Origin of the sequence: Pseudomonas thermotolerans DSM 14292 (assembly GCF_000364625.1) — a bacterium.
GTDB classification, from domain to species: Bacteria; Pseudomonadota; Gammaproteobacteria; order Pseudomonadales; family Pseudomonadaceae; genus Aquipseudomonas; species Aquipseudomonas thermotolerans.
Genome location: NZ_KB822619.1, coordinates 1 through 26,374 on the forward strand (window position 1 = coordinate 1; position 26,374 = coordinate 26,374).

The window sequence follows — 26,374 nt, forward strand, 5'->3', positions numbered from 1 at the left end:
TCAGTCCTTCCTGATTCAATCGAATCTGCAAACGCTCAAGAACTTGGTCGAACGTACCGTCATCCCGCCAGTCACGAAACCGTTGATACACCGTCGACCATGGGCCAAACCGCTCTGGCAGGTCACGCCAAGCTGCGCCTGAGCACAGGATCCAGAGGAGGCCGTTGAGCATCAGCCGGTCATCACTGCGGGGTCGCCCCATTTTCTGCTCGGGGGAAACCAGATCCGCGATCAGCTCCCAAGCTGCATCCGGGAGTTCGTAACGCTTTGCCATGCGGGCCTCCAGCCGGTCATGGCGCCGATTCTACCCGTTCGGACTTTTCGTACAGAACCTAGTCCCGGGCCGCGTTCTCGCCGGGGGTCAGTGGCCCTGCTGGTACTGGCGGGCCAGCTCGCGCAGCGCGGCCTCGGCGGCGAGCACCTTGTCCACCGCCTCCTCGGCCTTCTCGCGGCTCAGTCCCAGGCCCTCGTAGAGGCTCGGCGGGATTTCCGCCGGCGACATCTCGCCGATGCCGCGGTTGGCCAGCAGGCGCACCGCCAGGCACACCAGGTTGGCGTAGGCGGCGTTGTCGCCCCGGTAGTCCGGGTCGTTCTGGAAGCGCAGGGCGTCGGCCAGTTCCTCGGGCATCGCCCAGTGGCGCATCAGCCAGGCGCCGATCTGCTCGCGGGTGATGCCCAGCAGATGCTGCTCGACGTAGCTGTGCGGCAGGTGCGGGTTGGCCTCCAGGTGCCGGCAGATCAGCGAGAAGTGCGGTGGGAAGACGTGGGCGAGGACCAGGTAGCCGAAGTTGTGCAGCAGCCCGGCCAGGTAGGTCAGGCCGGCTTCCGGGCGCACCGCGCGGGGCACGGCGCGGGTCAGGCCCTCGATCACCGCGGCGGTATAGATGGCCTGCTGCCAGTAGGGGGTGGCCTGCTGCGGCTGGTCCTTGGGCAGGCTGAGGGTCTTGCCGAGGGCCAGGCCGAGGGCCAGGTTGATCACCAGGTCGAAGCCCAGCACACGGACGATGGCGTCCTCCACCGAGCGGATCTTGCCGGGTGCCGCGTAGTAGGGCGAGGCCGCCCAACTGACCACCTGGGCGGCCAGTGCCGGGTCGGTCTCCACCACGCCGGTGATGTCGTCCAGCGTGGCGTTGGGATCGACGCGCAGCTTGACGATGCGCTGCGCGGTTTCCGGCAGCGGCGGGATCTCGATGGTTTCTTCCAGACGTTGCTGGATGCGCCGGGCGGTGAAGGCCTGCACCGCCTGGGAGATTTCCGCACGATCGTCGTGCGGTCGGTCGAGGTTCGGACGGATGCCGTTCAGTGGCTCGCCGAAGTGCGCCGCGCTGGCCTTGGCGAGCAGACCCTTGTAGGCGTCGCGGGGAATCTCCAGGAGGATGCCGGGGGTGCCCGACTCGATTAGCAGGGAGTCCTCCGCCAGCAAGCGTTCGTCGTACAGGCAGGGGGCGCTGGTCAGCGGCGGCAGGGCCGGTAGGCGCTCCAGGCCGTGCTTGCCGAGCAGGCGCTCTTGGCGTTCGGCGCGGAGCGCGGTGAGCTGGCGGCCGGTCAGTTCGGTGAGACGCTTGAGGTCGAGCAACTGGTTGCGCGGAAAGAGCACCAGCAGCGGCCCAACGGTGTCTTCCAGAAGCACCGCCTGGATCCGCCGCGAGCCGTCTAGGCCGGACGATTCGCGGGTGATCCGATAGGGGACACCGAGCCTGTCGAGCTGTTGCAGGATCACTGAGGGTGGCTGTGGCGGGATGGGGGTGGAGCGGGCAAGTTCGGTCATGAAGGAGTCCGGCTGGGGCGACGATGCTGCCGAGTATAATGCCGCGCGGGCGAAGATCGTTGGATGGTCAGACCTGGCCGTACTGCTGGCCGTGGCGCAGCCAGCGCTCGAGCAGCGGGCTGACGTGCTGCGGCCAGCGCGCCAGCAGGGTCTGCGCGGCGTCGCGTACCGCCGGCAGCAGCTCGGCGTCGCGCATCAGGTCGGCCACCTTGAACTGCAGCAGGCCGGTTTGCCGGGTGCCGAGCATCTCGCCTGGGCCGCGCAGCTCCAAGTCCTTCTCGGCGATCACGAAGCCGTCGCAGGTCTCGCGCATGATCGCCAGGCGCTCGCGGCCGAGCTGGGAGAGCGGTGGGTGATAGAGCAGCACGCAGTGACTGGCCGCGCTGCCGCGGCCGACCCGCCCGCGTAGCTGGTGCAGCTGGGCCAGGCCGAGGCGTTCCGGGTTCTCGATGATCATCAGGCTGGCGTTGGGCACGTCGACCCCCACCTCGATCACCGTGGTGGCCACCAGCAGCTGCAGCTGCCCGGTCTTGAACTGTTCCATCACCGCGGCCTTCTCGGCGGCCTTCATGCGCCCGTGGATGAGCCCGACGCGCAGGCCAGCCAGGGCCTGGGACAGCTCCTCGTAGGTGGTCTCCGCGGCCTGGCAGGTGAGCTCCTCGGACTCCTCGATCAGGGTGCACACCCAGTAGGCCTGGCGACCCTCCCGGCAGGCGGCGCGGACCCGCTCGATCACCTCCGGGCGGCGGCTGTCGGCGATCACCAGGGTGTTCACCGGGGTACGCCCGGGCGGCAGCTCGTCGAGGATCGAGGTGTCCAGGTCGGCGTAGGCGCTCATCGCCAGGGTGCGCGGGATGGGCGTGGCGGTCATGATCAACTGGTGCGGGCAGAGCCGCCCGGCGACGCCCTTCTGGCGCAGGGCCAGGCGCTGCTGGACGCCGAAACGGTGCTGCTCGTCGATGATCACCAGAGCCAGATTGCGGAACTGCACCTCGTCCTGGAACAGCGCATGGGTGCCGACCACCATGGGCACGCCGCCGGCGATCTGCGCCAGGGCCGCGGCGCGCGCCTTGCCCTTGAGCTTGCCGGCCAGCCAGGCGACTTCGATGCCCAGCGGAGTCAGCCACTTGCTGAAGTTCAGGTAGTGCTGCTCGGCGAGGATCTCGGTGGGCGCCATCAGCGCCACCTGGTAGCCGGCCTCTAGGGCCTGCAAGGCGGCCAGGGCGGCGACCACCGTCTTGCCGGCGCCGACGTCGCCCTGCACCAGGCGCAGCATGGGTTCGGGCTGCGCCAGGTCGTAGGCGATCTCGGCGCCGACCCGCTGCTGGGCGCCGGTGGGGGTGAAGCCGAGGTTGGCGAGGAACTGCTGCGGCAGGCGTCTGGCCGGCGGCAGGCAGGGTGCCTGCTGGGCACGCAGGGTCTCGCGCAGGCGCTGTAGGGACAGTTGGTGGGTGAGCAGCTCCTCGAAGGCCAGGCGCCGCTGCGCCCAGTGGCGGCCCTCGGCGAGCTCCTGCAGGTTGGCATCCGGCGGCGGCCGGTGCAGGTAGCGCAGCGCCTCGTCGAGGGGGCCCAGGCGGTACTCCCGGGCCAGCTCGGCGGGCAGCCAGTCCGGCAGACTGTGTGGCCCGAGCCGGGCCAGGGCCTGGGCGCTAAGCTGGCGCAAACGCTGCTGGGTGAGCCCCTCGGTGGTCGGATAGATGGGCGTCAGGGTCTGTTCTACGGCGATCGGCTCGTGGCCGGAGGTGGCGCGGTATTCCGGGTGATAGATCTCCAGCCCCGAGGCGCCGGGGCGTACCTCGCCGTAGCAGCGTAGCCGGGTACCGCGCTTGAGGCCGTCCTTCTGCGCCTGGCTGAAGTGATAGAAGCGCAGGGACAGGGTGCCGCTGCCGTCCTGCAGGCGCACCAGCAGGCTGCGCCGGCGGCCCATGACCACGTCGGCGCCGGCCACCACGCCCTCGACCACCGCGTCCTGGCCGGGGCGCAGGGCGCCGATGGGGGTGATGCGGGTGCGATCCTGATAGCGCAGCGGCAGGTGGAAGAGCACGTCCTGCAGGGTTTCCAGGCCGACCCTGGCGAGCTTTTCCGCCAGCGCGGCGCCCACGCCCTTGAGCGCGGTGACCGGCAAGGTCGCCAGTTCCGTCATGGCCTTCAGGCGGCTTGGGGGTTGCGTGCCACCGAGCACAGACGGATCGAGTCGGCCAGCACGTCGATGGCCTTGGGCCTCGGGAAACTGGCGCGCCAGGCGATGGCCACGGTGCGGTAGGGCGCCGGCGGGGTCAGCGGGCGGACCTCGAAGACGCCCGGCGCGTAGTGGTGGCTCTCAACCGCGGAGAGCGGCAGGATCGAGATGCCCATGCCGGAGGCGACCATGTGGCGGATGGTTTCCAGGGAGCTGGATTCCACCGTGGTGAACTGGGTGCCTTCCTCTCCGTGGCGACGCAGGGTCGGACAGGCCTCCAGCACCTGGTCGCGGAAGCAGTGGCCCTCGCCGAGCAGCAGCAGGCTCTTGTCGTTGAGCTGGGAGCTGTCGATAGTCTCCTGGCGACTCCAGGGGTGGCCAGCCGGCAGCAGGACCTGGAAGGGCTCGTCGTAGAGCGCCATGGTCAGCACGTCGGCTTCCTGGAAAGGCAGGGCGATGATGATCGCGTCCAGCTCGCCGTTGCGCAGCTTGTCGCGCAGCACGTGGGTGAAGTTTTCCTCGATGTACAGCGGCATCTGCGGCGCCACCTTGTGCAACTGCGGGATCAGGTGCGGGAACAGGTAGGGGCCGACGGTGTAGATGGCGCCCACCTTGAGCGGCGCGGCCAGTTGGTTCTTGCCGGCCTGGGCCAGCTCGCGGATGCCTTGGGCCTGCTCGAGGACCTTCTGGGCCTGGGCGATGATGGCCTCGCCCACCGGGGTCAGGCGCACGGCGCTCTTGCTGCGTTCGAAGATCAGCACGCCGAGTTCGTCCTCCAGCTTCTTCACCCCTACCGACAGGGTGGGCTGGCTGACATGGCAGCGCTCGGCCGCGCGGCCGAAGTGCTGTTCCTGGGCGAGGGTCACAATGTAGCGCAGTTCGGTCAGGGTCATAGGCAAATTCCATGAGATTGCTGCCTATCATAGCCTCAGTTGCTGAGGGACACAAAAATAGGTGGCGATTTTTTGGCCGTGACCGGTCGCGCCGCGGGCGCGACCCTCAGGAGGCGGGGCGGGCAGGGGACCGCCAGGGAAGGAGGGTATCCGCCGCGCTGCGGCGGCGGATACCTCAGTGGCGGCGGTCCAGCGAGTAGACGAAGGGTGCCACCACTTCCAGGCTGTTGCCCTTGAGCAGCTCGACCGGCGGCTTGGGTACCGGCTGGGCGCGGCGGATCATTGCCAGGGTGGCGCGGTCCAGCGAGGCGCTGCCGGAGCTGCCGACCACTTCCACGGACAGCACCCGGCCGTTACGGTCGATGCTGAAGCGCACCTTGGTGGTGCCCTCGAAACCGCGCCGGCGGGCGTCTTCCGGGTAGCGCTTGTAGCGGCTCAAGTGGCTGAGCAGGCGGCTCTGCCAACTGATCTCGGCCTTCGACGGGCGCTGCACTGAGGCCAGCTGCTGGGCGGCCGGCTTGCTCTGGTTCTCCGCGGGCGGTGCTGGCGGCGCGGCTTCCTGCGGCGGCTCCTCGACCGGCTTGGGTTGCGGCTTTTCGACCGGCTTCGGCGGTTTCGGCTTCGGCTTGGGTTTCGGCTTCGGCTGGTGGATGGCGATCTTCGGCTTGGGCACCTCGACCAGCTTGGGCGGCTCAGGCTCGGGTTCCGGTTCCACCACCTCGGGGGGCGGCGCCGGCTTGGGCGCGGCCGGCGGTAGTGGCGCCAGTTCGATCATCACGGCTGGCGGGGGCATGTCCACGGGCTTGGCCTGGGGGTGCCAGAACAGCGCCCAGAAGGCCAGGGCTCCGTGCAGGCCGAGCACCACCAGCAGACTCAACCCGTAGCGGGACAGCGAGCGGGTAGGTGTCGTCATTGCACGGTCTCGAGTCCTACCAGCCCGATCTTCAGGTAGCCGGCGCCGCGCAGGGCGTCCATGACTTCCATCAGCCTGTCGTAGTTCACGTCCTTGTCGCCGCGGACGAAGATGGTCTTGTCCTTGTCGGCCTGGGTCAGTCTGTCCAGCGCCGCGCCGAGCTCTTCCTTGCTGACCGGGTCGTTGCCCAGGTACAGGCTGTGGTCTTCCTTGATGCTCAGGTAGATCGGCTTGTCCGGGCGTGGCGCCGGCTTGGCGGTGGACGCCGGCAGGTCGACCTTGATGTCCACGGTGGCCAGCGGTGCGGCGACCATGAAGATGATCAGCAGCACCAGCATGACGTCGATAAAGGGGGTGACGTTGATCTCGTGGGCTTCGACGAGATCATCGCCACCTTCGTTCAGATGCAGTGCCATCGAATTACCCCAGTTTCACCACATTGGCCTGCAGGTTGCGCTCGCTGGCAGGCAGGTGGTCCAGGTCGCGGCTGAGCAGCAGCAGGACCTGTGCCGAGCAGTCGGCCACCTGGGCCTTGTAGGCCGAGATGGAGCGGGAGAAGACGTTATAGATCACCACGGCGGGGATCGCCGCGACCAGCCCCAGGGCAGTGGCCAGCAGAGCCTCGGCGATGCCGGGGGCGACCACGGCGAGGTTGGTGGTCTGGGATTTGGCGATGCCGATGAAGCTGTTCATGATGCCCCACACGGTGCCGAACAACCCGACGAAGGGTGCGGTGGAACCGATGGTGGCGAGCGGACCGGTGCCCTTGCTCATGTGCCGACCGCTGGCCGCCACCAGGCGCTCCAGGCGGAAGCTGACGCGCTCCTTGATGCCTTCCTTCTCGCGGGCGTTGGCGGAAAGCTTGACCTCCTCCAGGGCTTCCTGGACCAACTGGTGACTCAGGCAACCGGGCCGCGCGGTGCCTTCGTCGGCCTCCTTGAGGGTGCGCGACTGCTTCAGGCCGGCCAGTTCGGCCACCAGGCGGCGACGTGCGGTGAACAGTTCGAGGCCTTTGGCGATCCAGATGGTCCAGGTGATGATCGAGGCGATCACCAGGCCGATCATCACCGCCTTCACCACCACGTCGGCATTCTGGTACATGCCCCAGGGCGACAGGTCATGGGTCATGATCGACGGCTCGCCGGCCGCCGGCGCGGCGGGATCGGCGGCGCCTTCGCTACCGCTCGCTTGGGCGGCCGGGGCCTCGCTGGTTGGCTGGGCGGAGGCGGCGGGGTCGGCCGGGGCGCTGGCGGCGGCCGGCTGGGCGACGGCGCTGGGCTCCTCGGCGCTAGCCAGCGGCGGCATCAGCAGCAGGCCGCAGAGCAGTGCGGCCAGGCCGCGTGAGGCGCGGGAGTGGCGAAGGGGTTGAGCGGAGGCGTTCTGAGTGTTCATGCTGGCCGGACCCTGTGAAAAAGAAGTCGCTGGACTGCCGGCACGGGCCGGTAGTGAGAAAGGGTCGCTATTATTGCAAGTAATTCTTGTTAACAAAAGTAAGGGCGTGACTTTTTAACGCGCTTCCTGCGCTCTGGAGCCTTCGATGACCTCCTCGCCTTCCCTGCTGATCGCTGGCTGCGGCGACGTCGGCTGCCGTCTCGCCAGTCGCATGCGTGATGCCGGCTGGCGCGTGCATGGCCTGCGCCGCAACGCCGATGCCCTGCCTGCCGGAGTGCGACCGGTGGCCGCCGACCTGACCGCCGCCGAGTGCCCGCGGGCCTGGCCGGAGGGGCCGCTGGACTATCTGGTCTACAGCGCCGCCGCCAGCCGCCATGACGAGGCCGGCTACCGCGCGACCTACGTCGACGGGCTGCACAACCTGCTCGACTGGCTGGCCGCCCGCGGCCAGCGGCCGCGGCGCCTGCTGTTCGTCTCCAGCAGCGGCGTCTACGGGCAGGACACCGGCGAATGGGTCGACGAGGACTCGCCGGCCGAGGCCGCGGGCTTCTCCGCGCGGATCATGCGCGAAGCCGAGCGTCTGGCCCTAGGCAGTGGCCATCCGGCCAGCGTGGTGCGCCTGGCCGGGATCTACGGCCCGGACCGCGAATGGCTGCTGCGCCAGATCCGCGAGGGCTGGCGGGTGCGCCGCGAGCCGCCGCTGTACGCCAACCGCATCCATGCTGAGGACGCCGCGGGGCTGCTTGCCTGCCTGCTGGAGGCCGCCGCTCGCGGCGAACGCCTGGCCGACTGCTACCTGGGCGTCGACGACGAGCCCGCGCCGCTGCACGAGGTGGTCGACTGGCTGCGTGCCCTGCTCGGCGTCCGCCACTGGAGCGCCCAGGAGGAGATACGCCGCACCGGCAGCAAGCGCTGCCGCAATGCCCGCGCCCGGGCTCTGGGCTGGATGCCGCGCTACCCGAGTTACCGCGAGGGTTACGCGGCGCTGCTCGACGCCGGGGAGCGGTCATGAACAACCGCCTGCTGGTGCGTTCCTGGCTGCCCGGCGTGGAGCTGTTCCACGCCGACTTCTCCGGCCAGCCGTTCGGCCGTCACAGCCACGATGCCTTCGCCATCGGCGCCATCCTCCACGGCGTCGGCGGCTACCAGTGCCGCGGCGCCCGCCATGCGCTGCCGGCCGGTACCCTGTCACTGATGAACCCGGAGGAACCGCACACCGGGTATGCCGAGTCGCCGCGGCTGGTCTATCGGATGCTCTACGTCGAGGAGTCCCGGCTGCCCCGGCTGCTCGGACGCAAGCGCCTGCCGCGCGGCTTCGCCGAGCTCAACCCGCGCGACGACGGTGCGGTAGCGACGGCCCTCGGCCGCCTGGCCGCGGAGTTCGAGCGCGGCGATGCCCTGGCCGTGGAGTCCGAGCTGCTCGGCCTGCTGGAGCTGGTGTTCAGCCGCCACGGCGGGTTGCGCGAGGCCGGGCCCGCTCCGCGCGACGGCGGTGTCACCGAACGGTTGCGCGACTACCTGGAGGCGCACTACCGCGAGGCGCTCAGCCTGGAGGCGCTGGCGGCCCAGCTGCAGCGCCATCCGCGCCACCTGATCGAGGCCTTCCGGCGGGCCTACGGGGTGCCGCCGCATACCTACCTGCTACAGCGGCGTATCGCCGAGGCCAAGCGCCGTCTGCTGGCCGGCGCGCGGCTGGCCGACCTGGCGGTGGAGCTGGGCTTCTACGACCAGGCACACTTCTCCTCGACCTTCCGGCGCTTCACCGGGGTGACGCCGGGGCATTACCGTCGCGGCGGCGCCTGAGTTTTTTCCAAGACTACGCGCCTTGCCACGCCCGAGACTGGCCTTCCGTGTTCATCGGAGGGTCGTGATGCTCGCCTGGTTCGCTCTGGTCGCCAGTACTCACTTCGCCGCCCTGCTGTCGCCGGGGCCGGACTTCTTCCTGCTGATCCGCGCCACCCTGCTGCAGGGCCGTCGGCATGCCGATGGATGCGCCTGCGGCATTGCCCTGGCCAACCTGCTGAGCATGGCGCTGGTGCTGGGCGCCCTGCATCTGCTGCCAGAACAGGGCGGCGGACTGTGGCGCGGCCTGCAGTGGCTGGGCGGCGGCTATTTCCTCTGGCTCGGCCTGCAGGCCCTGGCCGTCCGCCGTGAGCTGCGCATGCCGGAGGACGAAGCCGCGGCACGCGGTGACTGGCGAGCGGGGCTGCTCCAGGGACTGTTGGCCAGCAGCCTGAATCCCAAGCTGCCGATCTTCTACGCCGGGCTGTTCGGGGTACTGCGCCAGGCGGCCATGCCGGCTTGGGGGCTGGCCCTGAGCATGCTCTGGATGGGGCTGGTGGTGCTCTTCTGGGATCTGCTGCTGGTGCGCCTGCTGGGACGGGAAGGCTGGCGACGCTGGCTGGCGCGGCGGGTCGCCTGGCTGGACCGGCTGTGCGGTGCGTTCCTGTTGCTGCTGGGAGCGTGGCTGCTGCTGGGTGCCTGAGGGCGGCGCGGAAGCAGGGGGATGGCGGGGCGAGCGCCCCGCCGGAAGGCTCTCAGGACAGCACCAGGATGCCGTCCATCTCCACCTGGGCGCCGCGCGGCAGGGCGGCGACGCCGATGGCGGCGCGGGCCGGATAGGGCTGCTCGAAGTAGCGGCCCATGATTTCGTTGACCTTGGCGAAGTTGCCGAGGTCGGTGAGGAAGATGTTCAGCTTGACCAGGTCCTTGAAGCTGCCGCCGGCAGCCTCGATCACCGCCTTGAGGTTCTCGAACACCTGGACGGTCTGGGCTTCGAAGCCGTCCACCAGTTCCATGGTCTTCGGATCGAGGGGGATCTGTCCGGACAGGTACACGGTGTTGCCGACCTTGATGGCCTGGGAGTAGGTGCCGATGGCGGCGGGGGCCTTGTCGCTGTGGATGACGCTCTTGCTCATGGGAACTCCTTGGAAAGGGACAGCCCGGGGCTCTGGCCTTCGGGCAGCGGTAAGGACGGGCGTCAGGCTACAGGCGGGAAGGCGGAGCGGCAACACCCTGGCGGGTGACAGGCGCGGGGCTCAGGCCCGCACGCGGGTGATGCGCACCACGCCCTTCAGGGTGCGCAGCTTCTTGATCACTCGGGCCAGGTGCACGCGGTCGTGCACGCTGACCACCAGCTGGACCACGCTGATGCGCCCGTCGCGCTCGTCCATGCTGATCTTCTCGATGTTGCCGTCGGCGGCGTTGACGCTGCTGGCCAGCAGGGCGATCAGGCCGCGCTGGTGCTCCAGCTCGACGCGCAGCTCGACGTTGAACTCGCCGGCCACGTCCTTGGCCCAGGATAGCTGGATGCATTTCTCCGGGTTGTGGCGGATCTCGGCGATGTTCCTGCAGTTGTCCAGGTGCACCACCATGCCCTTGCCGGCGGACAGGTGGCCGACGATGGGGTCGCCGGGGATCGGCGTGCAGCACTTGGCGTAGCTGAGCACCAGACCCTCGGTGCCGCGGATCGCCAGCGGGCCCTGGCTGGCCGGCAACTGCTCGTGATCGTCGGCCAGTAGGCGGCGGGCCACCACGTAGGCCATACGGTTGCCAAGGCCGATGTCTTCCAGCAGGTCTTCGACCACCTCCAGCCGGTACTCGGCGAGCACCTGCTGGAGGCGCTCGGCGGGGACCTTGTCGAGGTGGCTATCGAAGGCGGACAGGGCCTTGTTGAGCAGGCGCTCGCCGAGACTGATGGATTCCGAGCGGCGCTGCTGCTTGAGGGCGTGGCGGATGTGGGTACGCGCCTTGCCGGTGACCACGAAGTTCAGCCAGGCCGGGTTCGGCCGCGCCCCGGGTGCGGTGACGATCTCCACCGTCGAGCCGCTTTCCAGGGCCTGGGACAGCGGCGCTAGACGACGGTTGATGCGACAGGCGATGCAGGCGTTGCCGATGTCGGTATGCACCGCGTAGGCGAAGTCCACCGCGGTGGAGCCCTTCGGCAGCTCCATGATGCGGCCCTTGGGCGTGAACACGTAGACCTCGTCGGGGAACAGGTCGATCTTCACGCTCTCGATGAATTCCAGCGAGTTGCCGGCGCGCTGTTGCAGCTCCAGCACCCCCTTGACCCACTGCCGGGCACGCGCGTGGCTGCCTTTCGGCGAGTCGTCCTCGGACTTGTACAGCCAGTGCGCGGCGATGCCGTTGTTGGCCATCTCCTCCATCTCGCGGGTGCGGATCTGGATTTCGATGGGCACGCCGTGCATGCCGAACAGGGTGGTGTGCAGCGACTGGTAGCCGTTGGCCTTGGGAATTGCGATGTAGTCCTTGAAGCGTCCCGGCAGCGGCTTGTAGAGGTTGTGCACGGCGCCCAGCACCCGGTAGCAGGTGTCCACCTTGTCGACGATGATGCGGAAGGCGTAGACGTCCATGATCTCGTTGAACGCCTTGCGCTTGCTGCGCATCTTTTTGTAGATGCTGTACAGGTGCTTCTCGCGACCGACCACCTCGCCGCTCATTCCCTCGCGCTGCAGGCAGTTGATCAGGGATTCCTCGATCTTGGCGACGATCTCCTTGCGATTGCCGCGCGCCTGGCGCACCGCGGCGCGGATCCGCTCGGAACGCATCGGATGCATGGCCTTGAAGCCCAGGTCCTCGAACTCCACGCGCATGCTGTGCATGCCCAGGCGGTTGGCGATGGGCGCGTAGATCTCCAGGGTTTCCTTGGCGATGCGCCGGCTCTTCTCGTGCGGCATGGCATCGAGGGTGCGCATGTTGTGCAGGCGGTCGGCCAGCTTGACGAGGATCACCCGGATATCGCGGGCCATGGCCAGGGCCATCTTCTGGAAGTTCTCGGCCTGCGCCTCGGCCTTGCTCTGGAAGTCCATCTGGGTCAGCTTGCTGACCCCGTCCACCAGCTCGGCGACGGTCTCGCCGAACTGCGCGACGAGTGCTTCCTTGGCGATCCCGGTGTCCTCGATCACGTCATGCAGCATGGCGGCCATCAGGCTCTGATGGTCCATATGCATGTCGGCGAGGATGTTGGCGACGGCCAGCGGGTGGGTGACGTAGGCTTCGCCGCTGCGGCGGCGCTGGCCGTCGTGGGCCTGTTCGGCGTAGAAGTAGGCGCGGCGGACCAGATTGATCTGTTCCGGTCCGAGGTAGGTCGAAAGGCGTTCGGCGAGGGCCTCTATGCCAGACAAGGGTTCACCCCCTGCCGGGCATCCGGCCATGCCGTCGCGACGCTTCGGCCAGGCATAGGCTTACAGGCCCTCGTTGGCCTCTTCCTCGAAGTTGACGAAGATCGGCTCTTCCTCGACCAGCTCTTCCTCGGCGATCACGGTGGAGTCGACCAGGCCGGCGGCGATCTCGCGCAGGGCGACCACGGTCGGCTTGTCGTTTTCCCAGGCTACCTTGGGTTCCTTGCCGCCGGTGGCCAGCTGACGGGCGCGCTTGGTGGCGAGCATGACCAGCTCGAAGCGGTTATCGACGTTGTCCAGGCAGTCTTCAACGGTAACGCGGGCCATGGTGTTCCTCTAGCGACAAAAAGTAGGCGGAGCCGGACCCGGGTGGTCCGGCGGATTGATTAGTTTAAAAAATAGACAGCCTCAAGGGAAGAGAAAACCGCGGGGAATGGCCGCTCGCTGCGCTTTCCCGCGGTTCCGGAGCCTCAGGTCAGCAGCTCGCTGAGCAGGCCGGCGTGGCGGCGTTGCTGGTGTTCCTGGCTGAGCTGGTTGGCGCGGAAGATCGCCTTGAGGTCCTCGAGGGCATGGGCGAAGTCGTCGTTGATCACCAGGTAGTCGTACTCGACGTAGTGGCTCATCTCGCTGACCGCCTCGCGCATGCGCCGCTCGATCACCTCGGCGCTGTCCTGGCCGCGGTTGGTCAGGCGGTGGCGCAGGGCTTCTTGGGTCGGCGGCAGGATGAAGATGGATCTGGCCTGGGGCATCAGTTTGCGGACCTGCTGGGCGCCCTGCCAGTCGATCTCGAGGATCAGGTCGTAGCCCTCGGCGAGGGTCTGCTCGACCCAGCGCTGCGAGGTGCCGTAGAGGTTGTCGAACACCTGGGCGTGTTCGAGGAACTCGCCGCGCTCGAGCATGGCGGTGAACTGTTCGCGGCTGACGAAGTGGTAGTTGACCCCGTCTACCTCGCCGGGGCGCATGGCCCGGGTGGTGTGCGAGACGGACACGCGGATCTGCGGCACGGCGTCGACCAGGGCCTTGACCAGGCTGGTCTTGCCCGCGCCGGAGGGGGCGGAAATGATGTACAGGATGCCTTGGGTGGTGGCCATGCTGGGAATTCCGAAAGGGGTTGCCGGGATGATGCCCGAGGGCGTCACTCGATGTTCTGCACCTGTTCGCGCATCTGCTCGATCAGCACCTTGAGGTTGACCGCCGCCTGGGTGCTGCGCGGGTCGAAGGCCTTGGAGCCGAGGGTGTTGGCCTCGCGGTTGAGCTCCTGCATCAGGAAGTCCAGGCGCCGCCCGGCCGCGCCGCCGGCCTTGAGCACCCGGCGCACCTCGGCGACGTGGGTGGTCAGGCGGTCCAGCTCCTCGGCCACGTCGCTCTTCTGGGCGAGCAGCACCAGCTCCTGCTCGAGGCGCTGCGGGTCCAGCTCGGCCTTGAGTTCGGCGAAGCGGTCGAGGATCTTCTGGCGCTGCGCGGCGAGCATCTGCGGCACCAGTGCGCGCAGCGCGCCGACCTCCGCGAGGATGCCGTCCAGGCGCTCGTTGAGCAGCCGGGCCAGCTCGGCACCTTCCCGCGCGCGGCCCTTCTTCAGCTCCTCGAGGGCGGCCTCGAAGACCTCCATGGCGGCCTTGTTGAGCGCCTGCGGATCGGCGGCATCGGCCACCAGCACGCCCGGCCAGGCCAGCACCTCCAGCGGATTGAGCGGCGCCGGCTGCTGGATCAGCGCGGCGATGCTCTCGGCCGCGGCGACCACCTGGGCGGCGCGCTCGCGGTCGATCTGCAGGGGCTGGCCGGCGCTGTCCTCGGCGAAGCGCAGGGTGCACTCCACCTTGCCGCGCGACAGGCCCTGGCGCAGCGCCTCGCGCACCGCGCCCTCGAGGTCGCGGAAGGCGTCGGGCAGGCGCAGGTGCGGCTCCAGGTAGCGGTGGTTGACCGAGCGGAGTTCCCAGCTCAGGGTGCCGTGGGTACCCGCCCGTTCGACGCGGGCGAAAGCGGTCATGCTGTGCACCATGGGGAGTCCTCGCGAGTGACTGGGGATTAAAAGGTCGGGATTGTAGCGCAGTGCGCCGGCCCGTTGGGCGGTCGCGGCGCACCGCCGTTCGCGGGCGGAGGCCAACAGCCCCTATAATGGCCGGCAGACTCACGTTCCCATAGGTAGTTCGACATGATTCGTCCCAGTGGCCGCGCGCCCGATCAACTGCGTCCGATCCGCATCACCCGCAACTACACCAAGCATGCCGAGGGCTCGGTGCTGGTGGAGTTCGGCGACACCAAGGTGATCTGCACGGTCAGCGTCGAGAGCGGCGTGCCGCGCTTCCTCAAGGGCCAGGGCCAGGGCTGGCTGACCGCCGAGTACGGCATGCTGCCGCGCGCCACCGGCGAGCGTAACCAGCGTGAGGCGAGCAAGGGCAAGCAGGGTGGGCGGACCCTGGAGATCCAGCGGCTGATCGGCCGTTCCCTGCGCGCCGCCCTGGACATGAGCAAGCTCGGCGAGATCACCCTGTACGTCGACTGCGACGTGATCCAGGCCGACGGCGGCACCCGTACCGCCTCCATCACCGGCGGCATGGTGGCGCTGGTCGATGCCCTGCGCGTGCTGAAGAAGCGCGGCGCCCTGAAGGCCGGCGACCCGCTCAAGCAGCTGATCGCCGCGGTGTCGGTGGGCGTCTACCAGGGCGAGCCGGTGCTCGACCTCGACTACCTGGAGGACTCCGCCGCGGAGACCGATCTCAACGTGGTGATGACCGACTCCGGCGGCTTCATCGAGATCCAGGGCACCGCAGAAGGCGCACCCTTCCAGCCCGAGGCCCTGCAGGCCATGCTCGACCTGGCCCGCAAGGGCATGGCCGAGCTGATCGAGCTGCAGCGCGCCGCCCTGGCCGCCGACGCCTAAGCCCGTTTCCTCTTCTCAGCAAGGAGCACCCAAATGAGCGACGAACCGCTACCGGCCGTGCCGGTCAGTCAGGAAGCCCGTCAGTGGGCGATGTTCTGCCACTTCGCGGCCTTCTTCGGCCTGGTCTTCCCCTTCGGCAACCTGATCGGGCCGCTGATCGTCTGGCAGCTCAAGAAGGATCTCGCCCCCTTCGTCGATGCCCAGGGCAAGGAGGCGCTGAACTTCCAGATCACCGTGACCCTGGCGATCCTGGCGAGCTTCCTGCTGTTGCTGGTGGTGATCGGTTTCCTGCTGCTCTGGGCGGTGCCGCTGATCGCCCTGGTGCTGACCATCATCGCCGGCATCAAGGCCAACGAGGGCCAGGACTACCGCTATCCCTTCTGCTGGGGGCTGGTGAAGTAGGCCGCCTCGCCCGAACGACGAAAGCCGGCTCGCTGCCGGCTTTTCGTTTGTCCGGAATCCGGGCGGCCGTGGGCCTGGTGCCGCCCCGGTGGTCCGTCAGACCGTCAGGGTCCAGTCGTAGTCGACGATCAGCGGCGCGTGCTGGGAGAAGCGTGGCTGACGCGGCAGGCGGGCGTTGCGCACGAAGCGGCGCAGTCCGGGGGTGAGCAGCTGGTAGTCGAAGCGCCAGCCCAGGTTGAGCATCTGCGCCTGCTCGGTATCCGGCCACCAGCTGAACTGTTCGCCCTCGCGGCTGACCTCGCGCAGGGCGTCGACGTAGCCCATGTTGCCGATTACCTCGTCCAGCCAGGCGCGCTCGGGAGCGAGGAAGCCCGGCGACTGCTGGCAGTCTCGCCAGTTCTTCACGTCCATCTTCTGATGGGCGACGAACAGCGAGCCGCAATAGATGTATTCGCGGCGCTTGCGGCGCTGCTTGTCCAGGTAGTGGGTGAAGTCGTCCATGAACTTGAACTTGTGGTTCAGGTGCTCGTCGCCGCCCTGCCCGGAGGGCAGCAGCACGCTGGCGATGCTCACCTTGTCGAAATCGGCCTGCAGGTAGCGCCCGTAGCGATCGGCGGTCTCGAAACCGAGTCCGCTGATCACCGCCTTGGGTTGCAGCCGCGAGTAAAGTGCCACGCCACCTTGTTCGGGCACTTCGGCTTCGCACGCATAGAGGAAATAGCCATCCAGCTGGAAGGCCTGATCGTCCAATTCATAGGCAGAAGCGCGGGTATCCTGCAGACAGATGACATCGGCATTCTGCGCTTGCAGCCAGCTGAGGAGACCCCGCTCGACTGCTGCGTGAATACCGTTCACGTTCACACTGATAATCCGCATAAATGGCCCCCAAAAACACGTCCGTGTATGATACCCGAGCTCATCCCAATTAGCTAAATCCGTGCCGTCCGGGGCTTTTCATGCAGGCGTATCAGCGCGACTTCATTCGTTTTGCCATCGAGCGCGGGGTGCTGCGTTTCGGTCAGTTCACCCTCAAGTCCGGGCGCGTCAGCCCCTATTTCTTCAATGCCGGGCTGTTCAACAGCGGCGCCGCCTTGGCCCGCCTCGGCCAGTACTACGCGGAGGCGCTGATCGCCAGCGGCGTGGCTTTCGACGTGCTGTTCGGTCCGGCCTACAAGGGCATCCCGCTGGCCGCGGCCACCGCCGTGGCGCTGGCCGACAAGCACGGCCGCGACTTGCCCTGGTGCTTCAATCGCAAGGAGGCCAAGGATCACGGCGAGGGCGGCACCCTGGTCGGTGCGCCCCTGGAAGGGCGTGTGCTGATCATCGACGACGTGATCACCGCCGGCACCGCGATTCGCGAGGTAATGCAGATCATCCGCGCCCAGCAGGCCCAGCCGGCCGGCGTGCTGATCGCCCTCGACCGCCAGGAGCGCGGCCAGGGCGAGCTGTCGGCGATCCAGGAGGTCGAGCGGGATTTCGGCATGCCTGTGATCAGCATCGTCTCGTTGGCACAAGTCTTGGAGTATCTTTCCGAGGATGCCGAGCTGAAGCGGCATCTGCCGGCGGTACAGGCGTACCGCGACCAGTACGGGATCTAACTTCGCCGACGGGAATCGTCCATGCTCAAACCGGCTTCGCTGTGCGTGACGTTGTTGGGGACGCTGTTGCCACTGGCGGGCCAGGCCGCCGAGCTGTATCGCTACGTGAACGACAAGGGTGTGGTGGTGCTCGACCGCCAGGGCGTCCCGCCGCAGTACGTCGCCAAGGGCTACGAGGTGCTCAACGAGCAGGGCCGGGTGATCCGGGTGATTCCCCCGGCGCCGAGTCCCGAGGAGATGCAGCGGCGCCTGGCCGAGAAGGCCCGCGAGCGCTCCGACGCCCAGCTGCTGCGCCTGTACAGCTCGGCGGAGGACGTCGAGCGCGCCAAGGCGCGCAAGCTGGCGGAACTCGACGGACTGATCAGCGTGGCCAGCGGCAACCTGCAGTCACTGCGCACCCAGCAAGCCAACCTGCAGAGCCAGGCCGCCGACCATGAGCGTGCCGGCCGCGAGGTGCCGGCGCACCTAGTGGCGCAGATCGAGAACCTCAAGGCCGAGCAGGCGCACACCCTGCGCGACATCGAGCGCTACCGCAAGGCCCGTGCCGATGCGGAAGTGAGCTTCGACGCCGACCGCCAGCGGCTGCTTGAGCTGCTCGGCAACCGCTGACCCCCACATGCCTCGGGCTGACCGCACCCTCGGGTGGGCGGTACGGCCCTTTCCGCGCACGAACGGTCGAATGCTCGCGCTCAGCCATCGTGGCGTAGCGCAGACCTGTCCGTGGTCGTTGCAGGTGCTGCCGCGCGGCCGGTTTTCTCCCACTGCCCCCGCTGGGGCCGCGCGAAGCGGAAGCCAGCCATGCGCCCGGGCTCAGGCCTTCTTGCGATTGCAGATCAGGGTGCCGACGCCGCTGTCGGTGAAGATCTCCAGGAGCACCGCGTGGGGCACCCGCCCGTCGATGATGTGCGCGCTGGTCACCCCTCCCTGCACCGCTTCCAGGGCGCAGCGGATCTTCGGCAGCATGCCGCCGTAGATGGTGCCGTCGGCGATCATCTCGTCCACCTGGGCGGTGGACAGGCCGGTCAGCACCTTGCCTTGCTTGTCCAGCAGGCCGGCGATGTTGGTCAGCAGCATCAGCTTCTCGGCCTGCAGTGCCTCGGCCACCTTGCCGGCCACCAGGTCGGCGTTGATGTTGTAGGACTCGCCGTCCGCGCCTACGCCGATGGGGGCGATCACCGGGATGAAGTCGCCCTTGACCAGCATGTTCAGCAGCCCGACGTTGACCCCGGTGACCTCGCCGACCTGGCCGATGTCGATGATCTCCGGCTGGGTCATTTCCGGGGTCTGGCGGGTGACCTTGAGCTTCTTGGCGCGGATCAGTCCGGCGTCCTTGCCGGTCAGGCCGATGGCGCTACCGCCGTGGCGGTTGATCAGGTTGACGATGTCCTTGTTGACCTGGCCGCCGAGGACCATCTCCACCACGTCCATGGTCTGGCTGTCGGTGACCCGCATGCCGTCGATGAAGCGGCTCTCGATGGACAGGCGCTTGAGCAGGTCGCCGATCTGCGGGCCGCCGCCATGGACCACCACCGGATTGATGCCCACCGCCTTCATGAGCACGATGTCACGGGCGAAGCCTTCCTTGAGTTCGTCGCTTTCCATGGCGTTGCCGCCGTACTTGATCACCAGCGTCTTGCCGACGAAGCGGCGAATGTACGGCAGCGCTTCGGAAAGCACTTGGGCGATGTTGGTGGCGGCTTCACGATCGAGGGTCATTCGGGGCTCCAGAGGAACGGATAGGGATCAGAACGGCAGATTGAGGCTGGGGTCGACGGCCAGCAGCTGGGTGCGGAACAGCTCGCGGATGCGCTCCAGTTCCGCCTGGGTGTCGCCTTCGAAGCGCAGCACCAGCACCGGGGTGGTGTTGGAGGCGCGCACCAGGCCCCAGCCCTTGGGATAATCGACGCGTACACCGTCCAGGGTGGTCACGCTGCCTTCGCCCCATTCGCCGGAATGCTGCAGGCGCTCGATGATGCGGAACTTGCTCTCTTCGGTGACCTGGATGTTGATTTCCGGGGTGGAAACGTCCACCGGGAAGGCGGAGAACACGTGCTCGGCGTCGCGCTTGTCGAGGCTGAGGATCTCCAGCAGGCGGGCGGCGCTGTAGATGCCGTCGTCGAAGCCGAACCAGCGTTCCTTGAAGAAGATGTGGCCGCTCATCTCGCCGGCCAGCAGCGCGCCGGTCTCCTTCATCTTCTTCTTGATCAACGAGTGGCCGGTCTTCCACATCACCGGGCGGCCGCCGTAGCCGCTGATCAGCGCGCCCAGGCGGCGGGTGCATTTGACGTCGAAGATCACGTCGGCGCCGGGGTTGCGCGACACCACGTCCTTGGCGAACAGCATCATCAGGCGGTCGGGGTAGATGATGGTGCCCTCGTTGGTCACCACGCCGACGCGGTCGCCGTCGCCGTCGAAGGCCAGGCCGAGGTCGGCCTGCTCCTCCCTGACCTTGGCGATCAGGTCCTGGAGGTTCTCCGGCTTGCCCGGGTCCGGGTGGTGGTTCGGGAAGGTGCCGTCTACCTCGCAGTACAGCGGGATCACCTTGCAGCCCAGGGACTCGATCAGGCGCGGGGCGATCACCCCGGCGACGCCGTTACCGCAGTCCACCACCACGCGCAGCGGCTTGGCCAGGGCGATGTCGTCGCGGATCTGCTTGAAGTAGCGCTCGAGGATGTCGACTTGCTCGACGCTGCCGACGCCGCTGACCAGGTCGTTGTGCTCGATGCGCTGGCGCAACGCCTGGATCTGCTCGTTGGCCAGGGTGTCGCCGGCGATCATGATCTTGAAGCCGTTGTAGTCCGGCGGGTTGTGGCTGCCGGTGAGCATCACCCCGGACTTGCCTTCCAGGACATGGGTCGCGTAGTAGAGCGCTGGGGTCGGCACCATGCCGACGTCGCTGACCTGGCAGCCGGTGTCGACCAGGCCCTGGATCAGCGCTTGGACCAGCTCGGGGCCGGACAGGCGGCCGTCGCGGCCGACCGCGACGCAGGGCTCACCGCGGGCGAGACTCTCGGATCCGACTGCGCGGCCGATCCAGTAGGCGGTTTCGTGAGTCAGGGTGTCGCCGACCACTCCGCGGATGTCGTAGGCGCGGAAGATGCTGGCGGGCAGTTTGGGGGGGGTGATGGCGTCATCGGCCATGGGGTTTTGCTCCAGTCCCAGGAGATCCTGGTCTTCGTCGAGAATGTCGATATCGAGGATATCGGTGTCCTGAAATAGCGGGGCGCTCAGCTCGCTGTCGCGGGCCGGTGCGGGGGGCGCCGCTTCGCTGCTGGTTGCGCTCTTGATGGCGCCGTTGCCATTGGCGGCGGCAGCGGCGGGGCGTGGCAGGCGTGCCAGGCTCTGCGCCAGGGCGTTGAGCTCCGGCAGGCGCAGGCTGAAGGTTTTGACGCTCTTGCCGCTGGAGAGTTCGCGGAGCAGTTGGCCGAGCTGCTCGACGTCATCGTTCAGGCGGCGCTGCTGGGCACGCTGTACTAGGAGCAGGCCGAGCAGCAGGCCGCTGAGTGCCAGCAGGATGGCCGAGGCCAGCACCCAGAGCGGCACGCCGTCATGCGCCAGAGCGCTGCCGGGGGTGAAGCTGAGCTGCCAGTTGGGGTTGCCGCTGTTCAGCGGCAGGGGTGGGGCGTCGGCCGCCTCGCCGCGCTGGCTGAGCAGCTGGGCCGGGCCGTTGGCGAACTGCTGGGCGAGCTGCAGCTGGCCGACCCCGGCGGGCAGTGGCGGCAGGCTGGCCAGCAGGCGCTGTAGGTCGACGCCGAGCAGCAGGGTGCCGACCGGTGGCTCGCCGTCCGCGGCGTGCAGCGGGGCGACGCTGTAGACCAGCCAGCGCTCGCCGATCCGGTAGGCCTCCGGGGCGGGGATCTGGCCGTTCTCGGCGCGGCGGATCAGGTCGAGGGCGGCGAAGTTCACCGGCACCGCGCCGTGGCTGTCCTGGGTGGCCTGTCCGCGCAGGTTGAGGCGTGCGCCCAGCACCCCGTCCCAGTGCCGCAGGCTGCGCTCGGCGGCGCGCAGCTGCTCGCCATCCTCGCTGTGCAGGGCATGCAGCAGCTGCGGGTCGGCCGCGGCGGCCTGGGTGTCGGCCTGTAGCTGCCTGAGGGCCTGCTGCAGGGCTCCGGCCTGGCTGCCGCCCCAGGCTTCGGCGAGGCGCTGGCGCTGTTCGGCCTGCTGGCTCTGCAGGGCGCCGAACCAGAGCAGCGCGGCGGCGGCGAGCAGGCCGACGAGGCCGGCGCCGAGGCCCGGCAGCAGGGCCGGGAAGTCGGTGCGGCGGGGTTCCGTCTGGGGCTGTTCGGGATTGATGGGGGCCGGTTCCTGGTTGGCGCGCTTGAAGAGTTTCACGCGGTGTCTCCTCGACGATTCATCCTGAACGGGGACGCAGTGGGCCTTAGTGGCTGCCGGAGTGGCCGAAACCTCCGGCGCCGCGCTCGCTGGCGTGGAACTCATCGACCAGGTCGAAGTGCGCCTGGACCACCGGGACCAGCACCAGCTGGGCGATGCGCTCGCCCACGGCAATAGTGAAGGCACTTTGCCCACGATTCCAGCAGGAGACCATCAGTTCGCCCTGGTAGTCGGAGTCGATCAGCCCGACCAGGTTGCCGAGCACGATGCCGTGCTTGTGGCCGAGGCCGGAGCGGGGCAGGATCAGCGCGGCCAGGCCCGGATCGGCGATGTGGATGGCCAGGCCGGTGGGGATCAGCAGGGTCTGTCCGGGCTCGACCAGGGTGTCGCGGTCGAGCATGGCGCGCAGGTCGAGCCCGGCGGAGCCCGGCGTGGCGTATTGCGGCAGCGGGAAATCGCGGCCGAGGCGAGGGTCGAGGATCTTGGCTTGCAGGGAGTGCATGGTGGTCTCAGGCCTGGTTGAGGCGGTCGGCGATGAAGGCGATCAGTTGGCGGGCGATCTTGCCCTTGCTGGTCTGTGCGAAGCTGATCTGCTGCTGCGCGCGGTCGATGATGGTGATGGCGTTCTCCTCGCTGTTGAAGCCGATGCTCGGGTTGGCCACGTCGTTGGCGACGATCAGGTCGAGGTTCTTGTCGCGCAGCTTGCGCGAGGCGTAGTCGAGGAGGTTCTCGGTCTCCGCGGCGAAGCCGACGCTGAACGGGCGGTCCGGGCGGCCGGCCAGGGTGGCGAGGATATCCGGGTTGCGCACCAGCTGGAGGAGCAGGCCCTCGCCGCTGGTCGGGTCCTTCTTCATTTTCTGCGGGGCGACCACCTCGGGGCGGTAGTCGGCCACCGCGGCGGCGGCGATCAGCAGGTCGCAGGGCATTGCGGCCTCGCAGGCGGCGAGCATGTCGCGGGCGCTGACCACATCGATGCGGGTAACCCGATCGGGGGTCGGTAGATGCACCGGGCCGCTCACCAGGGTGACCCGAGCACCGGCCTCGGCGGCCGCCTCGGCGAGGGCGAAGCCCATCTTTCCGGAGCTGTGGTTGGTGATGTAGCGCACCGGGTCGATGTTCTCCTGGGTCGGCCCGGCGGTGATCAGCACGTGTCTGCCGTCGAGGCTGCCGCGCTGGAAGCAGTCGGCGGCGAGCAGGGCGAGGTCGTCGGGCTCGAGCATCCGGCCGAGGCCGACGTCGCCGCAGGCCTGGGCCCCTGAGGCCGGGCCGAACACCAGCATGCCGCGCTGCCTGAGCAGTTCGAGGTTGGCCTGGGTGGCCGCATCGCGCCACATCGCCTGGTTCATCGCCGGGGCCAGGGCGACCTGGGCGTCGGTGGCCAGCACCAGGGTGGTCAGCAGGTCGTTGGCCAGACCCTGGGCTAGGCGCGCCAGCAGGTCGGCGGTGGCCGGGGCGATCAGCACCAGGTCAGCCCAGCGGGCCAGCTCGATGTGGCCCATGGCCGCCTCGGCGGCAGGGTCGAGCAGGTCGAGGTGGACCGGATGGCCGGACAGCGCCTGGAGGGTCAGCGGGGTGATGAATTCGCGACCGCCCTGGGTCATGACCACGCGCACCTCGGCGCCCTGGTCGCGCAGTCGGCGGATCAGCTCCGCGCTCTTGTAGGCAGCGATGCCGCCACCCACGCCGAGGACGATGCGTTTCCGATACAAGCGCTGCATAGCATTGCCTTAAAAAACAGATGGTGGAAAGTTCGCCGACGCTGCCTGCCCAGGCCGGTCGCCGCTGGAAAAAAGAGCGGCTACGATAGCACAGCGCCCGCAGGGGAGCAGCGGGCGCAGGGCATTCCCAGGGAGGGTACGACGATGAGCATTCGCGATTGGCCCGCGGCCGAGCGCCCGCGGGAAAAACTGCTGGCCCAGGGGGCGGCCAGCCTGAGCGACGCCGAGCTGCTGGCGATCTTCCTGCGCACCGGGGTGGCTGGGCGCAGCGCGGTGGACCTGGCTCGCCAGCTGCTCGCCGAGTTCGGCAGCCTGCGCGCGCTGCTGGAGGCCGACCTGGCCACCTTCAGCCGCCATCTGGGCCTCGGCGCGGCCAAGTACGCGCAGCTCCAGGCGGTGCTGGAAATGGCCCGCCGCCATCTGGCCGAGCGGCTGCGCCGGGAATCCGCGCTGGAATCGCCGCAGGCGGTGCGCGACTACCTCAAGGCCTGCCTGCGCCACGAGCCCCACGAGGTGTTCGGCTGCCTGTTCCTCGACGCCCGGCACCGGGTGCTGGCCTTCGAGGTGCTGTTCCGCGGCACCGTGGACGGCGCCAGCGTCTATCCCCGGCAGGTGATCAGGCGGGCCCTGCACCACAACGCGGCGGCGCTGATCCTCACCCATAACCACCCCTCGGGCGTCGCCGAGCCCAGCCAGGCGGATCTGCAGCTGACCCGCCGCCTCAAGGAGCTGCTGGCGCAGATCGACGTGCGCCTGCTGGACCACTTCGTGGTCGGCGACGGCGAGCCCCAGTCCATGGCCGAGCTGGGCTGGCTGTGATCAGCGTTTCACGGCGACCTTGGCGAAGTCCTGGCGGCCGAAGGGGCTGACCTGGTAGCCGCTGACTTCCTTGCGGGCCAGCACGCTGGCCTGGGGATGGGCCAGGGGCAGCCATAGCGCCTGCGCGCGGATGATCGCCTGCGCTTCCTTATATAGGCGGCTGCGTTCTTCGCGGTCGGTGCTGCGCTTGCCGGCGGCGATCAGTCGGTCGAGGGCCGGGTCGCAGTAGCGCGCGAAGTTGGTGCCGGACTGCACCGCCGCGCAGGAGAACTGCGGGGTGAGGAAGTTGTCCGGGTCGCCGTTGTCGCCGGCCCAGCCCATGAACAGCAGGTCGTGTTCGCCGGCCTTGGCGCGGCGGATCAGCTCTCCCCACTCGACCACGCGGATCTCCGCGCGGATGCCCACGTCGGCCAGGTCGGCCTGCAGCAGCTGGGCGCCCAGGCTGGGGTTGGGGTTGAGCAGGCTGCTCGACGGGCGGGTCCAGATGGTGGTGCTGAAGCCCTGCGCCAGGCCGGCCTCGGCGAGCAGGGCGCGGGCCCGCTCGGGGTCGTGGGGGTAGCCGGGCGGCTCGCCGGCGTAGCTCCAGGTGTTCGGCGGGAAGGGACCGTCGGCCGGGGTGGCGCCTTCCTCGAACACCGCCTTCAGGTAGCTGGCCTTGTCGAAGGCCAGGTTGATCGCCTGGCGCACCTTGGGGTCGTCCAGCGGCGGGTGCTGGCTGTTCAGGGCCACGAAGGCGGTCATGAACGCCGGGGTTTCCAGCACCTGCAGGCTGGGGTCCTTGGCCGCGGCCTGCACGTCCAGCGGCTTGGGCGACAGGGCGATGTGGCACTCGCCGCGGCGCAGCTTCTGCAGGCGCACGTTGGCGTCCGGGGTGATGGCGAATATCAGGGCGTCGGCTGCCGGCTTGCCGGCGAAATGCTCGGGGTTGGCCACGTAGCGGACCAGGGCGTCCTTCTGGTAGCGCTTGAGGATGAAGGGGCCGGTGCCCACCGGTTGGCTGTTGAGCTTCTCCGGGGTGCCTGCGGCGAGCAGCTGGGCGGCGTACTCGGCGGAATAGATGGAGGCGAAGCCCATGCTCAGGGTGGCCAGGAAGGTGGCGTCCGGGTGAGCCAGGGTGAAGCGCACGCTGAGCGGGTCGGGGGCCTCGATAGCCTCGATCAGCGCCGGCAGTTGCATGGACTGGGCGTGCGGGTAGCCGTTCGGCGCGCTCGCGTGCCAGGGATGCGTGGGGTCGATCATGCGCTGGAAGCTGAACAGCACGTCCTCTGCGTTCAGCTCGCGGCTCGGGGTGAACCACGCGGTACGCTGGAACCTCACCCCGGGGCGCAGGCGGAACAGATAGCTGCGCCCGTCCGCGGAAACTTCCCAGCTTTCCGCCAGGCTGGGCACCAGCTGGCCGCTGGCGGCATCGAACTCCACCAGGCGGTTCATCAGCACGTCCGCCGAGGCGTTGGCGGTGGTCAGTGAGTTGTACTGCACCACGTCGAAGCCTTCCGGACTGGCTTCGGTACAGATGCTGAGCGCGGCGGCCTGGGCGATCAGCGGGGCGAACAACAGCAGGGGCAGGGCGGCGAGGCGCATGAAGCAGGACTCCTGTCGGACTGAGCGGCCTACCCTAGACCAAGGCGCGCCCCGGGACAACGGCAGCGCGGCGACGGACGACGATCCGGACGCGGGCCGGTGTCGGGCGCATTCCGTCGCGCCGGTCCAGTCGCGGCGCAAGGTTATTCTTGTTGCCCGTGGGCCTTTCTGGTATAAAGCAGCGCTCTTTTCTCGGGGCCCGGTTGCCATGCTGGTTCAGGAAGCCGGTAAGACCCCAGGAAACGCGGCGCAGCGCGCCAATGACATTGAGTTCAAGCGGCCAACCCATGCCGGGTTGGGCATGTGGTTTAGAGGGCTGAGGTATGTCGAGAGTCTGTCAAGTGACCGGTAAGGGTCCGGCTGTGGGGAACAACGTTTCTCACGCGAACAACAAAACCCGTCGTCGTTTTCTGCCGAACCTGCAGTATCACCGTTTCTGGGTCGAGTCGGAAAAACGCTTCGTGCGTCTGCGCGTTTCCGCCAAGGGCATGCGCGTGATCGACAAGCGCGGTATCGACGCCGTGCTGGCTGAGCTGCGCGCTCGCGGCGAGAAGGTTTAAGGAGACAATCATGCGTGAACTGATCCGTCTGGTGTCCAGCGCCGGTACCGGCCACTTCTACACCACCGACAAGAACAAGCGCACCACCCCCGACAAGATCGAGATTAAGAAGTACGATCCGGTCGTGCGTAAGCACGTGATCTACAAGGAAGCCAAGATCAAGTAATTGATCGGCCTCCCACGAAAGAAACCCGCCT

Annotated in this window: 28 protein-coding genes; 10 read left to right on the forward strand and 18 right to left on the reverse strand. The window is 68.2% G+C overall.

Annotated features, from left to right (window positions below; genetic code table 11):
• From H165_RS0114500 to exbB, 7 genes are all read right to left on the reverse strand, one after another.
• Window positions 1-274: IS5 family transposase (locus tag H165_RS0114500; protein WP_017939665.1), on the reverse strand; the 274-nt coding region annotated here is incomplete at its 3' end.
• An 87-nt stretch (window positions 275-361) separates the two neighbouring features.
• On the reverse strand, window positions 362-1,768 hold the full coding sequence (locus H165_RS0114505; protein ID WP_017939666.1) for an aminoacyl-tRNA deacylase and HDOD domain-containing protein: 1,407 nt from the start codon (window positions 1,766-1,768) through the stop codon (window positions 362-364).
• Window positions 1,769-1,835: 67 nt separating this feature from the next.
• Window positions 1,836-3,911 carry an ATP-dependent DNA helicase RecG gene (recG, locus tag H165_RS0114510; protein WP_017939667.1) on the reverse strand — a complete coding sequence of 692 codons (2,076 nt, stop codon included), beginning with the start codon at window positions 3,909-3,911 and terminating at the stop codon, window positions 1,836-1,838.
• 5 nt (window positions 3,912-3,916) lie between these two features.
• Complete coding sequence (locus H165_RS0114515; protein WP_017939668.1) at window positions 3,917-4,840, reverse strand: hydrogen peroxide-inducible genes activator; 924 nt, start codon at window positions 4,838-4,840, stop codon at window positions 3,917-3,919.
• A gap of 175 nt (window positions 4,841-5,015) precedes the next feature.
• On the reverse strand, window positions 5,016-5,753 hold the full coding sequence (locus H165_RS0114520; RefSeq protein ID WP_026146649.1) for an energy transducer TonB: 738 nt from the start codon (window positions 5,751-5,753) through the stop codon (window positions 5,016-5,018).
• Window positions 5,750-6,169 carry a TonB system transport protein ExbD gene (gene exbD, locus H165_RS0114525; protein ID WP_017939670.1) on the reverse strand — a complete coding sequence of 140 codons (420 nt, stop codon included), beginning with the start codon at window positions 6,167-6,169 and terminating at the stop codon, window positions 5,750-5,752. Before exbD ends, H165_RS0114520 begins: the two co-directional genes overlap by 4 nt.
• Window positions 6,170-6,173: 4 nt before the next feature.
• Window positions 6,174-7,145 (reverse strand): tonB-system energizer ExbB, encoded by a 972-nt coding sequence (exbB, locus tag H165_RS0114530; RefSeq protein WP_017939671.1) that lies wholly within the window; start codon window positions 7,143-7,145, stop codon window positions 6,174-6,176.
• A 145-nt stretch (window positions 7,146-7,290) separates the two neighbouring features.
• On the opposite strand from exbB, the gene H165_RS0114535 reads away from it, so the two are divergent.
• The 3 genes from H165_RS0114535 (at window position 7,291) to H165_RS0114545 (ending at window position 9,630) form a co-directional block, all read left to right on the forward strand.
• Window positions 7,291-8,157 carry an NAD-dependent epimerase/dehydratase family protein gene (locus H165_RS0114535; RefSeq protein WP_017939672.1) on the forward strand — a complete coding sequence of 289 codons (867 nt, stop codon included), beginning with the start codon at window positions 7,291-7,293 and terminating at the stop codon, window positions 8,155-8,157.
• On the forward strand, window positions 8,154-8,948 hold the full coding sequence (locus H165_RS0114540) for a helix-turn-helix transcriptional regulator (RefSeq protein WP_017939673.1): 795 nt from the start codon (window positions 8,154-8,156) through the stop codon (window positions 8,946-8,948). Before H165_RS0114535 ends, H165_RS0114540 begins: the two co-directional genes overlap by 4 nt.
• 67 nt (window positions 8,949-9,015) lie before the next feature.
• Window positions 9,016-9,630: a LysE family translocator gene (locus H165_RS0114545; protein ID WP_017939674.1), complete on the forward strand. Its 615-nt coding sequence runs from the start codon at window positions 9,016-9,018 to the stop codon at window positions 9,628-9,630.
• A gap of 52 nt (window positions 9,631-9,682) precedes the next feature.
• Here H165_RS0114545 and H165_RS0114550 read toward each other — a convergent pair whose 3' ends face one another.
• From H165_RS0114550 to H165_RS0114570, 5 genes are all read right to left on the reverse strand, one after another.
• Window positions 9,683-10,063, reverse strand: coding sequence for a RidA family protein (locus tag H165_RS0114550; RefSeq protein WP_017939675.1), 381 nt, complete (start codon window positions 10,061-10,063; stop codon window positions 9,683-9,685).
• 120 nt (window positions 10,064-10,183) lie between these two features.
• Window positions 10,184-12,289, reverse strand: a complete 2,106-nt coding sequence (gene spoT / locus H165_RS0114555) for a bifunctional GTP diphosphokinase/guanosine-3',5'-bis pyrophosphate 3'-pyrophosphohydrolase (RefSeq protein WP_017939676.1) — start codon at window positions 12,287-12,289, stop codon at window positions 10,184-10,186.
• 60 nt (window positions 12,290-12,349) lie between these two features.
• A complete protein-coding gene (gene rpoZ, locus H165_RS0114560; protein ID WP_017939677.1) occupies window positions 12,350-12,613 on the reverse strand; it encodes a DNA-directed RNA polymerase subunit omega in 264 nt (87 codons plus the stop codon).
• Between the two features lie 143 nt (window positions 12,614-12,756).
• Window positions 12,757-13,377: a guanylate kinase gene (gmk, locus tag H165_RS0114565; protein WP_017939678.1), complete on the reverse strand. Its 621-nt coding sequence runs from the start codon at window positions 13,375-13,377 to the stop codon at window positions 12,757-12,759.
• 44 nt (window positions 13,378-13,421) lie between these two features.
• Window positions 13,422-14,285, reverse strand: a complete 864-nt coding sequence (locus H165_RS0114570; RefSeq protein ID WP_017939679.1) for a YicC/YloC family endoribonuclease — start codon at window positions 14,283-14,285, stop codon at window positions 13,422-13,424.
• A 153-nt stretch (window positions 14,286-14,438) separates the two neighbouring features.
• Between H165_RS0114570 and rph the strand changes: the two genes are divergently transcribed.
• Together rph and H165_RS0114580 are read left to right on the forward strand one after the other, a co-directional pair.
• Complete coding sequence (gene rph / locus H165_RS0114575) at window positions 14,439-15,167, forward strand: ribonuclease PH (RefSeq protein WP_017939680.1); 729 nt, start codon at window positions 14,439-14,441, stop codon at window positions 15,165-15,167.
• Window positions 15,168-15,200: 33 nt separating this feature from the next.
• Entirely contained in the window at window positions 15,201-15,569 is a 369-nt protein-coding gene (locus H165_RS0114580; protein ID WP_017939681.1) for a DUF4870 domain-containing protein, read from the forward strand.
• Window positions 15,570-15,665: 96 nt separating this feature from the next.
• Here the strand turns inward: H165_RS0114580 and H165_RS0114585 are convergent, their stop codons facing one another.
• Window positions 15,666-16,445: an exodeoxyribonuclease III gene (locus tag H165_RS0114585; protein ID WP_026146650.1), complete on the reverse strand. Its 780-nt coding sequence runs from the start codon at window positions 16,443-16,445 to the stop codon at window positions 15,666-15,668.
• Window positions 16,446-16,525: 80 nt separating this feature from the next.
• Between H165_RS0114585 and pyrE the strand changes: the two genes are divergently transcribed.
• A complete protein-coding gene (gene pyrE / locus H165_RS0114590; protein WP_017939683.1) occupies window positions 16,526-17,167 on the forward strand; it encodes an orotate phosphoribosyltransferase in 642 nt (213 codons plus the stop codon).
• Between the two features lie 21 nt (window positions 17,168-17,188).
• On the forward strand, window positions 17,189-17,776 hold the full coding sequence (locus tag H165_RS0114595; protein WP_017939684.1) for a DUF4124 domain-containing protein: 588 nt from the start codon (window positions 17,189-17,191) through the stop codon (window positions 17,774-17,776).
• 201 nt (window positions 17,777-17,977) lie between these two features.
• Here H165_RS0114595 and argB read toward each other — a convergent pair whose 3' ends face one another.
• From argB to coaBC, 4 genes are all read right to left on the reverse strand, one after another.
• Window positions 17,978-18,883, reverse strand: a complete 906-nt coding sequence (gene argB, locus H165_RS0114600) for an acetylglutamate kinase (RefSeq protein WP_017939685.1) — start codon at window positions 18,881-18,883, stop codon at window positions 17,978-17,980.
• A 27-nt stretch (window positions 18,884-18,910) separates the two neighbouring features.
• Complete coding sequence (algC, locus tag H165_RS19835; RefSeq protein ID WP_211206292.1) at window positions 18,911-20,308, reverse strand: phosphomannomutase/phosphoglucomutase; 1,398 nt, start codon at window positions 20,306-20,308, stop codon at window positions 18,911-18,913.
• Between the two features lie 1,237 nt (window positions 20,309-21,545).
• Complete coding sequence (dut, locus tag H165_RS0114610) at window positions 21,546-22,001, reverse strand: dUTP diphosphatase (RefSeq protein WP_017939687.1); 456 nt, start codon at window positions 21,999-22,001, stop codon at window positions 21,546-21,548.
• 7 nt (window positions 22,002-22,008) lie between these two features.
• Window positions 22,009-23,217, reverse strand: a complete 1,209-nt coding sequence (coaBC, locus tag H165_RS0114615; protein WP_017939688.1) for a bifunctional phosphopantothenoylcysteine decarboxylase/phosphopantothenate--cysteine ligase CoaBC — start codon at window positions 23,215-23,217, stop codon at window positions 22,009-22,011.
• A gap of 144 nt (window positions 23,218-23,361) precedes the next feature.
• Between coaBC and radC the strand changes: the two genes are divergently transcribed.
• The gene (radC, locus tag H165_RS0114620) at window positions 23,362-24,036 is read left to right on the forward strand and encodes a RadC family protein (protein ID WP_017939689.1); all 675 of its coding nucleotides are present in this window, start codon (window positions 23,362-23,364) and stop codon (window positions 24,034-24,036) included.
• Here the strand turns inward: radC and H165_RS0114625 are convergent, their stop codons facing one another.
• A complete protein-coding gene (locus H165_RS0114625; RefSeq protein ID WP_017939690.1) occupies window positions 24,037-25,617 on the reverse strand; it encodes an ABC transporter substrate-binding protein in 1,581 nt (526 codons plus the stop codon).
• A 323-nt stretch (window positions 25,618-25,940) separates the two neighbouring features.
• On the opposite strand from H165_RS0114625, the gene rpmB reads away from it, so the two are divergent.
• Together rpmB and rpmG are read left to right on the forward strand one after the other, a co-directional pair.
• On the forward strand, window positions 25,941-26,177 hold the full coding sequence (gene rpmB, locus H165_RS0114630; RefSeq protein WP_026146651.1) for a 50S ribosomal protein L28: 237 nt from the start codon (window positions 25,941-25,943) through the stop codon (window positions 26,175-26,177).
• 10 nt (window positions 26,178-26,187) lie between these two features.
• Window positions 26,188-26,343: a 50S ribosomal protein L33 gene (gene rpmG, locus H165_RS0114635; protein ID WP_012703270.1), complete on the forward strand. Its 156-nt coding sequence runs from the start codon at window positions 26,188-26,190 to the stop codon at window positions 26,341-26,343.
• Window positions 26,344-26,374: the final 31 nt, after the last annotated feature.